The organism is Paraburkholderia sp. Ac-20342 (assembly GCF_017104985.1).
Classification (GTDB): Bacteria; Pseudomonadota; Gammaproteobacteria; order Burkholderiales; family Burkholderiaceae; genus Paraburkholderia.
On the sequence record NZ_JAAGPQ010000043.1, the window covers coordinates 24,228 to 37,980 of the forward strand.

General features: G+C 65.8%; 13 protein-coding genes. 3 read left to right on the plus strand and 10 right to left on the minus strand.

The features are described from left to right. Window positions 1-103: 103 nt before the first annotated feature. From hemA to G3N58_RS19140, 3 genes are all read right to left on the minus strand, one after another. Window positions 104-1,390 (minus strand): glutamyl-tRNA reductase, encoded by a 1,287-nt coding sequence (gene hemA, locus G3N58_RS19130; protein WP_167045721.1) that lies wholly within the window; start codon window positions 1,388-1,390, stop codon window positions 104-106. Between the two features lie 79 nt (window positions 1,391-1,469). Beyond that, on the minus strand, window positions 1,470-2,180 hold the full coding sequence (locus tag G3N58_RS19135; protein ID WP_167045725.1) for a response regulator transcription factor: 711 nt from the start codon (window positions 2,178-2,180) through the stop codon (window positions 1,470-1,472). A 142-nt stretch (window positions 2,181-2,322) separates the two neighbouring features. Then, window positions 2,323-2,475, minus strand: coding sequence for a hypothetical protein (locus G3N58_RS19140; protein WP_205988947.1), 153 nt, complete (start codon window positions 2,473-2,475; stop codon window positions 2,323-2,325). 29 nt (window positions 2,476-2,504) lie between these two features. Here G3N58_RS19140 and G3N58_RS19145 point away from each other — a divergent pair, with 29 nt between their 5' ends. The 3 genes from G3N58_RS19145 (at window position 2,505) to G3N58_RS19155 (ending at window position 5,351) form a co-directional block, all read left to right on the plus strand. After that, a complete protein-coding gene (locus tag G3N58_RS19145) occupies window positions 2,505-2,771 on the plus strand; it encodes a hypothetical protein (protein ID WP_167284153.1) in 267 nt (88 codons plus the stop codon). Window positions 2,772-2,861: 90 nt separating this feature from the next. After that, on the plus strand, window positions 2,862-4,676 hold the full coding sequence (locus tag G3N58_RS19150; RefSeq protein WP_205999935.1) for an aminopeptidase P family protein: 1,815 nt from the start codon (window positions 2,862-2,864) through the stop codon (window positions 4,674-4,676). Between the two features lie 51 nt (window positions 4,677-4,727). Then, window positions 4,728-5,351 (plus strand): HAD family phosphatase, encoded by a 624-nt coding sequence (locus G3N58_RS19155; RefSeq protein WP_205999936.1) that lies wholly within the window; start codon window positions 4,728-4,730, stop codon window positions 5,349-5,351. A 15-nt stretch (window positions 5,352-5,366) separates the two neighbouring features. On the opposite strand, the gene G3N58_RS19160 is transcribed toward G3N58_RS19155, so the two are convergent. From G3N58_RS19160 to ugpB, 7 genes are all read right to left on the minus strand, one after another. Continuing rightward, window positions 5,367-6,488: a DUF748 domain-containing protein gene (locus G3N58_RS19160; RefSeq protein ID WP_205999937.1), complete on the minus strand. Its 1,122-nt coding sequence runs from the start codon at window positions 6,486-6,488 to the stop codon at window positions 5,367-5,369. Between the two features lie 290 nt (window positions 6,489-6,778). After that, window positions 6,779-8,443, minus strand: a complete 1,665-nt coding sequence (ettA, locus tag G3N58_RS19165; RefSeq protein ID WP_167045743.1) for an energy-dependent translational throttle protein EttA — start codon at window positions 8,441-8,443, stop codon at window positions 6,779-6,781. 271 nt (window positions 8,444-8,714) lie between these two features. Beyond that, window positions 8,715-9,014, minus strand: coding sequence for a DUF3761 domain-containing protein (locus G3N58_RS19170; RefSeq protein WP_205999938.1), 300 nt, complete (start codon window positions 9,012-9,014; stop codon window positions 8,715-8,717). 92 nt (window positions 9,015-9,106) lie between these two features. After that, on the minus strand, window positions 9,107-10,195 hold the full coding sequence (locus G3N58_RS19175) for a sn-glycerol-3-phosphate import ATP-binding protein UgpC (RefSeq protein ID WP_205999939.1): 1,089 nt from the start codon (window positions 10,193-10,195) through the stop codon (window positions 9,107-9,109). A gap of 131 nt (window positions 10,196-10,326) precedes the next feature. After that, the gene (gene ugpE / locus G3N58_RS19180) at window positions 10,327-11,172 is read right to left on the minus strand and encodes a sn-glycerol-3-phosphate ABC transporter permease UgpE (RefSeq protein WP_205999940.1); all 846 of its coding nucleotides are present in this window, start codon (window positions 11,170-11,172) and stop codon (window positions 10,327-10,329) included. Next, window positions 11,169-12,053 carry a sn-glycerol-3-phosphate ABC transporter permease UgpA gene (ugpA, locus tag G3N58_RS19185; RefSeq protein ID WP_167045755.1) on the minus strand — a complete coding sequence of 295 codons (885 nt, stop codon included), beginning with the start codon at window positions 12,051-12,053 and terminating at the stop codon, window positions 11,169-11,171. Before ugpA ends, ugpE begins: the two co-directional genes overlap by 4 nt. A gap of 78 nt (window positions 12,054-12,131) precedes the next feature. Next, window positions 12,132-13,457: a sn-glycerol-3-phosphate ABC transporter substrate-binding protein UgpB gene (gene ugpB / locus G3N58_RS19190; RefSeq protein ID WP_205999941.1), complete on the minus strand. Its 1,326-nt coding sequence runs from the start codon at window positions 13,455-13,457 to the stop codon at window positions 12,132-12,134. Window positions 13,458-13,753 lie beyond the last annotated feature (296 nt).

The following is a 13,753-nucleotide window of genomic DNA, read 5'->3' on the forward strand; positions in this document are numbered from 1 at the left end:
AGCGGGCTCCGGAAAGGAAGGCTGCCAGGGGCGGGCGAAGGCCCGGGACGGAGACGCGTGACGAGCCACATGCTGTGTGGCGCGCACGATGCGGCGAGCGCCGCTAACGCTCCGAGGAGCCGGAATGTTTGTAGAAGCCGCTCATCAGCTCGATGAGCGTGTCGCGGTTGTCGCTGCTCGCGCGATTGAGCGCGTGCGTCGGGCCATGGATCAGCTTGTTGGTGAGCGCTTGCGACAGCGCTTCGAGCACGGCGGCCGGGTCGTCACCGCGCGCGAGCATTTTCTGCGCGCGCTCGACTTCCACGCGGCGCAGCGCGTCGGCCTGCGTGTGCATGTGGCGGATCACCGGCACGATGCTGCGTGCGTCGAGCCACTGCATGAAGTTCTGCACGCGCGTTTCGATGATCGACTCGGCCTGCGCGACCGCGGCTTGCCGCGACGCATTGCCTTCGCGGACGATCGCGCCGAGGTCGTCGACGGTGTAGAGGAACACGTCTTCGAGCTGGCCGGCTTCGGGTTCGATGTCGCGCGGCACGGCGAGGTCGACCATGAAGATCGGACGGTGGCGGCGCGCTTTCACGGCGCGTTCGACCGCGCCGAGGCCAATGATCGGCAGCGTGGACGCCGTGCACGACACGATGATGTCGAATTCGTGCATGCGCGCCGGCAGTTCCGACAGCGGAATCGCCCGGCCGTTGAAGCGCTCGGCGAGCCGCATGCCGCGCTCGGCGGTGCGGTTCGCGACGACGAGCTCGCGCGGATGCTGGGCGGCGAAGTGCGTCGCGCACAGCTCGATCATTTCGCCCGCGCCGATGAACAGCACGCGCTGATTCGCGATCTTGTCGAAAATGCGCTGCGCGAGCCGCACCGCGGCGGCAGCCATCGACACCGACTGCGCGCCGATTTCGGTCGTGCTGCGCACTTCCTTCGCGACGGCGAAAGTGCGCTGGAACAACTGGTTCAGATAGGTGCCGAGCGCGCCGGCTTCGGACGCGGTGCGCACCGCGTCTTTCATCTGTCCGACGATCTGCGTTTCGCCGAGCACCATCGAGTCGAGCCCCGACGCGACGCGGAACGCATGCCGCACCGCTTCGGACTGCGGCAGTGCGTAGACGTGCGGCGCGAGTTCGTCGATCGGCAGGTTGTGGTATTTCGACAGCCACTGGATCGCGGCCTCGCGCGCGGCGAGGTCGTCGGTGACGCAATAGAGTTCGGTGCGATTGCAGGTGGACAGGATCGCCGCTTCCGGCGCATTGGGCGCCATGCGGCCCAGCCAGATGCCCTTGAAGGTGTCGAGGGCGGGCTTGATCTGTTCGAGCGGAAACGCCACGCGTTCGCGCAAGGCGACAGGCGCAGTGTGATGGTTGATTCCGATCGTTAGAAGCTGCATTTTGGGGAGCTATCGTTCAGCTCCATATTATAGCGTTTCCTCGATTTTCACATTCTGCACGCCGCATACCCCGCATGCGTCAGCCCGCGTCGGCCGCGTTTTCCAGCGGAACCGGGTCGAGCTGGTAGCCGTAACCATAGACCGGCACCAGCGAATAGCCCAGTTCGGGGCGCAACTGCAGCTTGGTGCGTACCCGCGACGCATGCGTGTCGACGGTGCGCGACTTGACGTCGCGGCTCCGTGTCCACACGGTTTCGAGGATGTGCGCGCGCGGCACCGGGCGCGCGAGGTTGCTGAACAGCAGCAGGGCGAGACGGAATTCCTTGGGCGTCAGGATGACGCTCAGATCGCGGAAGGTCACGGTAAAGCTGGCGGCGTCGAACGCATAGCCGCCGATGACGTTGCGCCGCCGGTTCGCCGGCCGCCGCAGGCCCGCGCGGCGTTGCAGCGCCTCGACGCGCGCCAGCATTTCGGGGCCGCGCACCGGCTTGCTCAGGCAGTCGTCGGCGCCGGCGTGCAGCGCGGCGACGATCTGGCTTTCGCGCGGCTCGGTGATCATCATCATGATGGGCAGGCCCGGCAGGATCGAGCGTGCGCGCGGGATCACGTCCTCGGCGCAATGGTCGCCGGCCCAGCTTTCGGTGATCAGAAGGTCGAAGTATTCGTCGCGGGCGCGCTGCAGGAACTTGGCGCTGGTGGTGAAGTGCTGGCACACATGGCCGCCGGCGAAGATGAGCCGGTCGACCAGTTTGGCGTGTTGCACGTCCGGTTCGATAAGGGCGATGCGCATGGCGCGGCGTCAGCCTGGCAGCGGCGGGGAGTCCGATTTTTTCGTCACGCTGACAACTTGCCTAACCAAACCCCGACCCCTAAACTCAACCGCTATGCGGAAAGCGCCGTGCTGAACTTCTATAGTTAACGAGGCAAAAATGCTAGCTTTGCCAGCTACTTTCGCCTATCAGATAAATCCGAAAATAATTTTGTCCCGCCAGGAAGGCCGCCTTCAGGCCCATTTTGAAGACCGCTTTGAAGCTCGGTTTGACGCTCGCTTCGAAGACTGTTTCGAAGGTCATCTGGAAACTCATTGGGAATTCCGTTCAGGAGCCTATTCCTGATGGGTTGGCCAGGTATCCTCGTGTTAGGCGTGGCGGTCGGCCTCGCGGGCTGGTGGCTGCATCCGCTGCGCCGCTCGAGCCGTGTCCGCTGGTGGATCGCGCTGCTGGCCGGCGTGCTCGGCACGAGCGTCGCGCGCATGGCCGGCAACGTGACAGGCTTCTTCCATGACGGCGATATGCTCGAATGGCCGGTGTGCACCGCCGTTGCGCTCATTGCCGTCGGCGTGACGGTCGGCCTCTTTGCGGACCGGACCCGCCGCCGATGAATGTGCTGACGAGTGCGCCGATGAACGCGTCGATGAACGCACCCATAGCCGCGCCGATCAATCCATCGATGAATCTTTGCAGGTAACACCATGAACGCTCGACTCCCAGAAACCTCTTCCATTCCCGAGCGCCTTGCGAGCCTGCGCGCCGCGATGGCGCGCGAAGGCCTCGCCGCTTACCTCGTGCCGTCCGCGGACCCGCACCTGTCCGAATATCTGCCGGGGCGCTGGCAGGGCCGCCAGTGGCTGTCGGGCTTCACCGGTTCGGCCGGCACGCTGATCGTGACTGCTGATTTCGCGGGCGTCTGGACCGACAGCCGCTACTGGGAGCAGGCGAGCGCGCAACTGGCCGGCACCGGCGTCGAGCTGATGAAGATGACGGGCGGCCAGCAGACCTCGCCGCATTTCGAATGGCTTGCGCAGAACGTCGCGAGCGGCGGCACGGTCGGCGTGGACGGCGCGGTGCTCGGCGTGGCCGCGGCGCGCGCGTTGAGCGCGGCGCTGAGCGCGCGGGGCGTGCAACTGCGCACCGACGCCGATCTGTTCGACGCGATCTGGGCGCAGCGTCCGTCGCTGCCGGCCGACGCCGTGTTCGAGCACGCCGCGCCGCAAGCGGGCGTCGCGCGCGCGGAGAAGCTCGCGCAGGTGCGCCGCGCGATGGCCGACAAAGGCGCGCAGTGGCACTTCATCTCGACGCTCGACGATCTCGCGTGGCTGCTGAATCTGCGCGGCGCCGACGTCAGCTACAACCCGGTGTTCGTCGCGCATGCGCTGATCGGCACGGATCGCGTGTCGCTGTTCATCGCCGACGGCAAGGTTTCGCCGGCGCTCGCCGAGGTGCTCGCGCGCGACGGCATCGGCGTCGAGCCCTATGCGAATGCCGCGGCCGCGCTCGCCGTGCTGCCGGCCGGCAGCACGCTGCTGATCGACCCGCGCCGCATCACGTACGGCTCGCTGCAGGCGGTGCCGTCGTCGGTGACGGTGGTCGAGGCGGTCAACCCGTCCACGTTCCTGAAGTCGTGCAAGACCGCCGCCGATGCCGCCCACGTACGCGCGACGATGGAACAGGACGGCGCCGCGCTCGCCGAATTTTTCGCGTGGTTCGAAAGCGCATTGGGCCGCGAGCGCATCACCGAGCTGACCATCGACGAACGCCTGACGGCCGCCCGCGCGCGCCGTCCCGGTTTCGTGTCGCTGAGCTTTTCGACGATCGCCGGTTTCAACGCGAACGGCGCGATGCCGCACTATCGCGCGACCGAGGCGTCGCACGCGGTGATCGAGGGCGACGGCCTGCTGCTGATCGACTCGGGTGGCCAGTACCTGAGCGGCACGACCGACATCACGCGCGTGGTGCCGATCGGCACGCCGAGCGAGGCACAGCGGCGCGATTTCACGATCGTGCTCAAAGGCATGATCGCGTTGTCGCGCGCACAATTCCCGCGCGGCATCCGCTCGCCGATGCTCGACGCGATCGCGCGCGCGCCGATCTGGGAAGCGGGTGCGGACTACGGCCACGGCACTGGCCACGGCGTCGGCTATTTCCTGAACGTGCACGAAGGTCCGCAGGTGATCTCGCACTACGCGCCCGCCGAGCCGTGGACCGCGATGGAAGAGGGCATGATTACGTCGAACGAGCCGGGTCTCTACCGGTCGGGCAAGTGGGGCGTGCGGATCGAAAATCTTGTGCTGAACGTGGCCGCCGAAAAAACCGAATTCGGCGATTTCCTCAAGTTCGAAACGCTGACGCTGTGCCCGATCGACACGCGCTGCATCGAACTCGCGCTGCTGCGCGACGACGAGCGCGCGTGGCTCAACGCGTATCACGAGACGGTGCGCGCGCGCCTGTCGCCGCATGTGACGGGCGACGCGAAAGCGTGGCTCGAACTGCGCACGCAGCCGATCTGAACGTAGCGAGACCCGAGCAAGACTCAAGCAAGACCCGAGCGAGGAGCCTGCATGGCGATCAAGGCAGTGGTGTTCGATTTTGGCGGTGTGCTGATCGACTGGAGTCCCGAGTATCTGTACCGCGAACTGATTCCCGACGAAGCCGAGCGCCGCTGGTTTCTCACGCACGTCTGCTCGATGGACTGGGTGATTCGCCAGGACGGCGGCCAGCCGATCGCCGAGGCGACGGCTGAACTGATCGCCAGGTTTCCCGGCCACGCGCCGCTGATCCGCGCGTTCTACGAGCGCTGGCACGAGATGGTGGCGGGCGTGCTCGCAGACGGCGTCGCGCTGATGGAAACGCTCGAAGCCGCCAACGTGCCGCTCTTCGGCCTCACCAACTGGTCGGCCGAGACTTTTCCGTACGCATGGGAGCACTACCCGGTGCTGCGGCGGTTTCGCGACATCGTCGTGTCGGGGCGGGTGAAGCTCGTGAAGCCCGACCCGGCAATCTTCGCGGAAATGCGCCGGCGCATCGACGCGCAACTGCCCGGCATCGAACCCGCCGAACTGGTCTTTATCGACGACAACCTCAAGAACGCCGAAGCCGCGAGCGCGCTCGGCTGGCACGGCGTGCATCACACGAGCGCCGCGCAAACCGGCGCGAAGCTGCGCGGGCTGGGGCTGCCGGTCTGAGCCGGACGTGCGGGCCTACTGCCCCAACAGGTTCTTCAACGCATTCCCGAGCCCCTTTACGGTCTCGCCCGCGCCTTTCGCGACACCCTCGACGCTCACGCCGAGGGCCTGCGCGAACCCGGCGCCGATGCGCGCGAGCAGGCCTTCGCGCACCGAGAACTTCGGATCGCGCAAATCGCCATCGAGCACGAAATGCAGCGAGACGTTGCCGTTGTGCGACTTCAGCGCGGCGACGGCGGCGCGCGTCGGAATCGACATGAAGGTGTCGAGCGGATTGTCGCTTTCCGCGAGTTGCAGATTGCGCACCGTCACGCTGCCGGGCGCATGCAGGCGATAGTCGCGCACCGTCGATTCCACCGTCAGGTCGATCGTGCCGCCCGTCACCTGGGCACGCGCGCCGGCCTTCTTCAGCAGATACGGATCGAGCAGCGCGATATCGACGCCTTGCAGCCTGCTCGTGGTCTGCGAATCGCGGCTTGCGATCCTGATCCAGCCGTCGAACGTGACCGTGCCCGTATGCACCGGACCTTTGAGCGAGCCCCGCACGCTCACGCTGGTCGGCTCGTTGAGCGACGGCAGATGCAGATTGTCGACGCTCGCATGGGCGTTGCTGACCGTCACTCTGAACGGTGGCGGCCCGACGGTCATGTCGTAGAAATGGAAGTTGCCCTGCTCGAAGCGGATGTGATCGACCTGCTTCTCGCGCGGAGTCGACGGCCCGGCGCCGTTGCCGGGTGGATTGCCACGGTTCAGCGATTCGCGCAGATTCGGCAGTAGCCTGAGCGAGCCGTCCTTCGTGCGCAGCACGGCGAGGTCGAAGCCGCGCACGACCACTTCGCGGATATGCATGCGCCGCGCGAGCAGATCGCGCAGATCGGGCGTGATGGTGATGTCGTCGGCGCGCAGCGGCTCGCCGGCGGGCCAGCCGGGCGGTGCCTTCAGCAGAACGTGGGAGAGGTGAACCGAGGTGAGGCCGACGTCGATGCGTTCGACGCTGCCGAGCGGGCCGAGCGCCGCGTTGACGCGAGTTCTGACTTCCTGTTGCGCGAACAGCAGCACGCCGATTGCGACGAGCATCAATGCCAGCAGCGTGCCGCCTACGATGACGATCCAGCGCTTGCCCTTCGACATCGCCATGTTTGTCTCCTCGTCACCGCGCGGCGCGGTATGGCTGTGAACGGTCCATGCGCACGCTGGGCGCATGGACCGGGGCGCGGGCAACTGGCGTGGTGCCGGCGTCATGCGGCATGAGCCCCGCATGAACCGGCGTGATGCCGGTATCACGCCGACTTGGCGAACGATCGCCGTCACCGCACCTGTGCCAGCAATGCCCGTGCCGCGTCGGCAACCCTATCCGGCGTTCGCCGGACGAGCCATGCCACGCCGCGTCACCTCACGTCACGTCACCTCACCCACCCGCCGTCCGCTCAGCGCGAGATCGGCTTGTAGCGCAGACGCTTCGGCCGCGCGGCTTCTTCGCCGAGGCGCGCGCGCTTGTCCGCTTCGTACTCCTGGTAGTTGCCGTCGAAGAAGGTGATTTGCGAATCGCCTTCGAACGCGAGGATGTGCGTCGCGATGCGGTCGAGGAACCAGCGGTCGTGCGAGATCACGAGCACCGAGCCCGCGAATTCGAGCAGCGCGTCTTCGAGCGCGCGCAGCGTTTCGACGTCGAGGTCGTTCGACGGTTCGTCGAGCAGCAGCACGTTGCCGCCCGCGATCAGCGTCTTCGCCAGATGCAGACGGCCGCGCTCGCCGCCCGACAGATTGCCGACGACCTTCTGCTGGTCGCCGCCCTTGAAGTTGAAGCGGCCGATATACGCGCGCGACGGCGTTTCGTAGCGGCCGACCGTCAGCACGTCGGCGCCGCCCGAGATTTCCTCGAACACGGTCTTCGAGCCGTCGAGCGCGTCGCGGCTCTGGTCCACGTAGGCGAGCTTGACGGTCGGGCCCTGGACGATCTCGCCCGAATCCGGCTGCTCACGGCCCGTCAGCATGCGGAACAGCGTCGACTTGCCGGCGCCGTTCGGCCCAATGATGCCGACGATCGCGCCGGCCGGAATCTTGAAGCTGACGTTATCGAGCAGCAGTCGGTCGCCATACGACTTGCTGACGTTCTTGAACTCGATCACTTCATTGCCGAGACGGTCGCCGACCGGAATGAAGATTTCCTGCGTCTCGTTGCGCTTCTGGTATTCCTGGCTGTTCAGTTCCTCGAAGCGGGCAATACGCGCCTTCGACTTCGCCTGACGGCCCTTCGGGTTCTGGCGCACCCATTCGAGTTCCTTCTTGATCGCCTTCTGACGCGCCGATTCCGACGCTTCTTCCTGCTTCAGGCGCGCTTCCTTCTGATCGAGCCAGCTGCTGTAGTTGCCCTTCCACGGAATGCCGTGGCCGCGGTCGAGTTCGAGAATCCACTCGGCGGCGTTGTCGAGGAAGTAGCGGTCGTGGGTGACGGCGACCACGGTGCCCGGGAAGCGCGTGAGGAACTGCTCGAGCCATTCGACCGATTCCGCGTCGAGGTGGTTGGTCGGCTCGTCGAGCAGCAGCATGTCCGGCTTTTCGAGCAGCAGCTTGCACAGCGCGACGCGGCGCTTTTCGCCGCCCGACAGATGTTCGATCTTCGCGTCCCACGCGGGCAGGCGCAGCGCGTCGGCGGCGATTTCGATCTGCTGCTCGGCGCTGCCGTCGCTCGTCGCGAGAATCGCCTCGTACTTCGCCTGCTCGGCGGCGAGCGCGTCGAAGTCGGCATCCGGCTCGGCGTAGGCCGCGTAGATTTCGTCGAGCTTCTTCTGCGCGTTGAAGACGTCGCCGAGACCTTCCTCGACCGCTTCACGCACGGTCTTCTGCGGATCGAGCTGCGGCTCCTGCGGCAGGTAGCCGATGTTCAGGTTCGGCATCGGCGTGGCTTCGCCCTCGATCTCGGTGTCGACGCCGGCCATGATGCGGATCAGCGTCGACTTGCCCGAGCCGTTCAGGCCGAGCAGGCCGATCTTCGCGCCGGGAAAGAACGACAGCGAGATGTCCTTGAGGATCTGGCGCTTGGGCGGCACGATCTTGCCGACCCGGTTCATGGTGAAAACGTATTGGGCCATTTGCTTGCAGTAGACGTTAACGACGCCGGCCGCGCGAGGGGCGGGCAGTCGAGGGTGGATGGGTAATCGGTGTGAGGGCCGGGCGGAACACCCGGCGCCGGCCGGCGCGGCGCCGGACTCGGACGACGCTGCCGCGCGCGGCGTGTGGTTCAGGTGGCATTGTACTTCGCGGCGGGGCTGGCAAGGCAGCGGGAATTCCAGTGGCAGACCGGTTCGCGCGGCGGGCCGGGCAGCGTCTTGTACACCCTCTCGCGCGCCGTTCCGCCGATTCTCAGAGCCATTGCGCGACGCCGCCGTGCCGCGAGCAGGTGCCTCTGCGATGCTGGCTGAAACTGTAGCTGCCGTCGCGGCAACGCGCGGTCGCGCCTTCGGGCGCCCTGCCCGATAGCGAACGGACCGGCGCATGCACGGTGTTGCCGTCGCGATTCGTATAGGTGTGGTGGTTGCTGAGGTTCGATTCGTCGGGATTCGTGCCCGGCGCGACGTAGGCGAATGCCTGCGCTGCGCTCAACAGCAGCGCAGCGGCAATCACCGCATACGGGCGGAGGGCCCGGAGGGCGAGGCTTTTCATGATTCCCCGAAGCGTGGTGATGCGTTGTTGTTCGTTCTTTGTTCCGGCTGCGGCGCGAGCCGCTGGACGCCGTCATGGCATCCCGACATCGCTCAGTTCGCGCGCCGTCCGGTCTGCGGATCGAAGAAGTGCAGATGCTGCGCGGGCAGCACGACCTGCAGCGTCTCGCCCGCTGCCGGACGATGCGCATGCGGCAGCCGCGCAGTCACGTCGTGCTTGCCCCAACGGCCGTGCGCGAGATTGTCCGCGCCGAGCAGTTCGCAGGATTCGACCGTGAGCGGCGCGGTCGGCGCGTCGGCCGTACCCGGGCTCATGTGCTCGGGGCGAATGCCGAGCGTCCATTCGAGGCCCGCCGCGACTTCGCGGCCGATCGACGGCACGCCCGCGAGCGGCAGCTTCGGACCGTTGCCGGCGACCTCGAAGGTCGCGCCGTCGTCGGAGACGCGGCCGTCGAGCAGGTTCATCCCCGGCGAGCCGATAAAGCTCGCGACGAACACCGTGGCCGGCCGCTCGTAGACCTCGGTCGGCGCGCCGATCTGCTCGGCGTGGCCCTTGTTCATCACGATCACGCGCTGCGCCAGCGTCATCGCTTCGATCTGATCGTGCGTCACGTACAGGCTCGTGGTCTTGAGCCGCGCGTGCAGACGCTGGATTTCGAGGCGCATCTGCACACGCAGACGCGCGTCGAGATTCGACAGCGGCTCGTCGAACAGAAACACGGCCGGCTCGCGCACGATCGCGCGGCCCATCGCGACGCGCTGCCGTTGCCCGCCCGACAGTTCGCGCGGCTTGCGTTGCAGCAGCGCGCCGAGTTCGAGAATCTGCGCGGCGGCTTCGACGCGCTTCGCGATCTGTGCGCGATCGACGCCGGCGATCTTCAGCGCATAGCCCATGTTCTCGGCCACGCTCATATGCGGATAGAGCGCGTAGTTCTGGAACACCATCGCGATGTTGCGGTCCTTTGGCTCCAGTTCGTTGACGACCTTGCCGGCGATCGAAATGCGGCCGTCGGAGATGCGCTCGAGCCCCGCGACCATGCGCAGCAACGTCGATTTGCCGCAGCCGGACGGGCCGACCATCACGACGAATTCGCCGTCGGCCACGTCGACGTCGATGCCGTGCAACACGAACTGTTTGCCGTCGTAGGTTTTCTTCACGCCTTGCAGAGTCAGTGCAGCCATGCTGTTCCAGCCTTTGAGTTGCTTGCCGCGCGTTGCCTTTCTGCGCCGTTCGACGGGCGGCGCGCGGGGGTTTTTCTATGCGGCGCATAACGACGCCTCGCGGCGCGGCCCGCCGTGCCGCGCCGTGTCGATCACTTCTCCGAATCGACGAGGCCGCGCACGAACCAGCGCTGCATCGTCAGCACGACGACGAGCGGCGGCAGCATCGCGAGCAGCGTGGCCGTCATCACCAGATGCCATTCGGTCGCGGTATCGCCCGAGGCGATCATGCCCTTGATGCCGACCACGGCGGTCATCAGCGACTGCTGGCTCGTGATCAGGATCGGCCACAGATACTGGTTCCAGCCGTAGATGAAGGTGATCACGAAGAGCGCGGCCATCGTGGTGCGCGACAGCGGCAGCACAACGTCCCAGAAGAAACGCAGCGCGCCCGCGCCGTCGATGCGCGCGGCTTCCATCAGCTCGTCCGGCAGCGTCTTGAAGAACTGGCGGAACAGGAACGTCGCGGTGGCCGAGGCGATCAGCGGCAGCGTCAGGCCGGTGTACGTATTGCTCAGATGCATCGACGACACGACCTGCACGGTCGGGAAAATGCGCACTTCGACCGGCAGCATCAGCGTGACGAAAATCAGCCAGAACGCGGCAGTGCGAAACGGAAAGCGGAAATAGACGATCGCGTACGCGGAGATCATCGACACGGCGATCTTGCCGATCGCGATCACGAGCGCCATCACGAGGCTGTTGAGCAGCATGCGGTTGAACGGCGCGGCCGCGTTGCCGGTGCCCTGCGTCCAGATCGTGACGATGTTCTCGAACAGATGCGTGCTCGGCACGAGCGATAGCGGCACCGTGAACACTTCGTGCTCGCTCATGGTCGCCGCGCAGAACGCGACGTAGACCGGAAACACCACCAGCACGACGCCGACGATCAGCACCGCGTGGCAGAACAGGTCGAAACCGCGGCGGTTCTCGATCATGAGTATTGAACCCTGCGTTCGATGAAGCGGAATTGCACGACGGTCAGCGCCACGACGATGACCATCAGCACGACCGACTGCGCGCCCGAGCTGCCGATGTCGAGCCCCTGGAAGCCTTCGGCGAAGATCTTGTAGATCAGCGTGCGAGTCGCCTGGCCGGGGCCGCCGCCGGTCGCCGCGTCGATCACGGGGAAAGTGTCGAAGAACGCGTAGGTGATGTTGATGACGAGCAGAAAGAACGTGGTCGGCGACAGCAGCGGCAACGCGATGCCGAAGAAGCGCCGCACGGGACCGGCGCCGTCGATCGCGGCCGCTTCGATCAGCGAGCGCGGAATCGCCTGCAGGCCCGCGTAGAAGAACAGGAAGTTATAGCTGACCTGCTGCCACACCGAGGCGAGCACGACGAGGAACATCGCCTGGCCGGGATTGAGCGCGTGATTCCACACGACGCCGTATTTCGCGAGCGCATAGGTGACGAGGCCGATGCTCGGGTTGAACAGGAACGACCACAGCACCGCGGCGATCGCGGGCGCGACCGCGTACGGCCAGATCAGCAGCGTCTGATAGGCCTTTTTGCCGCGCGTCACGCGATCGGCGCAGACCGCGAGCAGCAGCGAGATCACGAGGCCCGACACGGTGACGAGCGTGCAGAACACGATCGTCGTGTTGAACGAGGCCAGATACAGCGGATCGGCGAAAAGCTGTTTGAAGTTCGCGAGGCCGACGAACTCGCTCGACGTGCCGAACGCGTCCTGGCTTTGCGTCGATTGCCAGAGCGCAACGCCTGCGGGCCACAGGAAGAACACCAGCGTGATGAGCAGCTGCGGCGCGACGAGCAGGTAGGGCAGCGCGCTGGTGCCGAAGTAAGAGCGCTTTTCCATCGGGATTCCCAAGGGGGCTGCAATGGCGGCGGGTTGCGGCGCAGCGGCATCGCAACCCGCCCGCGGGCGATGCCCGGTCTAGTTGCCGGCCTTTTCGAAGCGGCGCAGCAGATCGTCGCCGCGCGCGACGGACGAGTCGAGCGCCTGTTGCGGCGTCTTCTTGCCTGCCCACACCTGTTCGAGTTCCTCGTCGATCACGGTGCGGATCTGCGGCATGTTGCCCAGACGCAGGCCCTTCGTGAACGGCAGCGGCGGCTTGTTCATCATCTGGCGGATCGCGGTGTCGCTGCCGGGGTTCTTCTCGTAGAAGCCCTGCTGGCGCGTCAGATCGTAGGCGGCGGTGGTGATCGGCAGATAGCCGGTGTCCTGATGCCACTTCGCGGCGACTTGCGGTGTGGCCAGATACGCGAGGAACTTCGCGACGCCCTTGTAGACGGCCGGGTCCTTGCCCGACAGCACCCACAGGCTCGCCCCGCCGATGATCGCGTTCTGCGGCGCGCCCTTCACGCTCTCGTCGTACGGCATCATGCCGGTGCCGAAGTTGAACTTCGCGTATTTCTTGATCGTGGCGAGCGAGCCCGACGAGTTCGTAATGATGCCGCAGTCGCCGCTATAGAACTTCGACACGGGTTCGTCCTTGCGGCCGACATAGGTGAACGAGCCGTCCTTCGCCATGTTCTGCAGGAACTGGATGTGCGCGACCTGCAGCGGCTTGTTGAATTCGAGCTGCGCGTCCATGCCGTCGAAGCCGTTGTTCTTCGACGCGAACGGCGCCGCATGCCACGCGCTGTAGTTCTCGAGCTGAATCCAGCTTTGCCAGCCCGACGAATAGCCGCACGACATGCCCGAGGCCTTCAGCTTCTGCGCGTCGGCGTGCAGTTCGGTCCAGGTCTTCGGCGGCTGGTTCGGATCGAGCCCGGCCTTCTTGAATGCATCCTTGTTGTAGTAGAGCACCGGCGTCGAGCTGTTGAACGGCATCGAGATCAGCTCGCCGGTTTTCGAGTCGCTGTAATAGCTCGCGATGGTCGGCACGAAGGCTTTCTGGTCGAGCGGCACGCCGGCGTCCTTGAAGACCTGCGTGACCGGGACGATGGCTTTCTTCGCCTGCATCATCGTCGCGGTGCCGACTTCGTAGACCTGCAGGATGGCCGGCGCGTTGCCGCTGCGATAGGCGGCGATGCCGGCGGCGAGGGTCTGGTCGTAGGAGCCCTTGAAGACGGGCACGATCTTGTAGTCGCTCTGAGATTTGTTGAAGTCGTTCGCGATGTCGTTCAGACGTTCGCCCAGCGCGGCTTCCATGGCATGCCAGAACTGGATTTCGGTCGCGGCGTGGGCCGCCTGGCTGAGGCCGACGCTCAATACGGCGGCGACGGAAAGTGAACGGATCAACGGCTTGCAATTCATCGATTTGTCTCCTGTGTCGATCGGGGTCAGCGCTTTAACGCTGACTCCGATTCCATGACGGTATGCGGACGGGCGCGGACGCGAATCGCGCGATTCTATTTGGCTTCGATGACATTCCGGCGTCGGCGGCCAGGCGGCGTGGAAGCGCTTCTGGCGGGGGCCGGAAGCCGCAATGTAACACCGGCTGTCAGGAAACGGAAACAGGCGGGGCGAGGTGGTGGGCGGGGGATGGGGGATGCGGCGAAAGGCGGCGGCAATGAAAAAGCCCGCTTGGGGCGGGCTTTGGAGCAGGCTTT

What these genes read in the sequence shown, in the direction of transcription:
- hemA (WP_167045721.1), bottom strand. Translation starts at nt 1,390, where the DNA reads ATGCAGCTTCTAACGATCGGAATCAACCATCACACTGCGCCTGTCGCC.
- G3N58_RS19135 (WP_167045725.1), bottom strand. Translation starts at nt 2,180, where the DNA reads ATGCGCATCGCCCTTATCGAACCGGACGTGCAACACGCCAAACTGGTC.
- G3N58_RS19140 (WP_205988947.1), bottom strand. Translation starts at nt 2,475, where the DNA reads ATGAGTTTCCAGATGACCTTCGAAACAGTCTTCGAAGCGAGCGTCAAA.
- G3N58_RS19145 (WP_167284153.1), top strand. Translation starts at nt 2,505, where the DNA reads ATGGGTTGGCCAGGTATCCTCGTGTTAGGCGTGGCGGTCGGCCTCGCG.
- G3N58_RS19150 (WP_205999935.1), top strand. Translation starts at nt 2,862, where the DNA reads ATGAACGCTCGACTCCCAGAAACCTCTTCCATTCCCGAGCGCCTTGCG.
- G3N58_RS19155 (WP_205999936.1), top strand. Translation starts at nt 4,728, where the DNA reads ATGGCGATCAAGGCAGTGGTGTTCGATTTTGGCGGTGTGCTGATCGAC.
- G3N58_RS19160 (WP_205999937.1), bottom strand. Translation starts at nt 6,488, where the DNA reads ATGGCGATGTCGAAGGGCAAGCGCTGGATCGTCATCGTAGGCGGCACG.
- ettA (WP_167045743.1), bottom strand. Translation starts at nt 8,443, where the DNA reads ATGGCCCAATACGTTTTCACCATGAACCGGGTCGGCAAGATCGTGCCG.
- G3N58_RS19170 (WP_205999938.1), bottom strand. Translation starts at nt 9,014, where the DNA reads ATGAAAAGCCTCGCCCTCCGGGCCCTCCGCCCGTATGCGGTGATTGCC.
- G3N58_RS19175 (WP_205999939.1), bottom strand. Translation starts at nt 10,195, where the DNA reads ATGGCTGCACTGACTCTGCAAGGCGTGAAGAAAACCTACGACGGCAAA.
- ugpE (WP_205999940.1), bottom strand. Translation starts at nt 11,172, where the DNA reads ATGATCGAGAACCGCCGCGGTTTCGACCTGTTCTGCCACGCGGTGCTG.
- ugpA (WP_167045755.1), bottom strand. Translation starts at nt 12,053, where the DNA reads ATGGAAAAGCGCTCTTACTTCGGCACCAGCGCGCTGCCCTACCTGCTC.
- ugpB (WP_205999941.1), bottom strand. Translation starts at nt 13,457, where the DNA reads ATGAATTGCAAGCCGTTGATCCGTTCACTTTCCGTCGCCGCCGTATTG.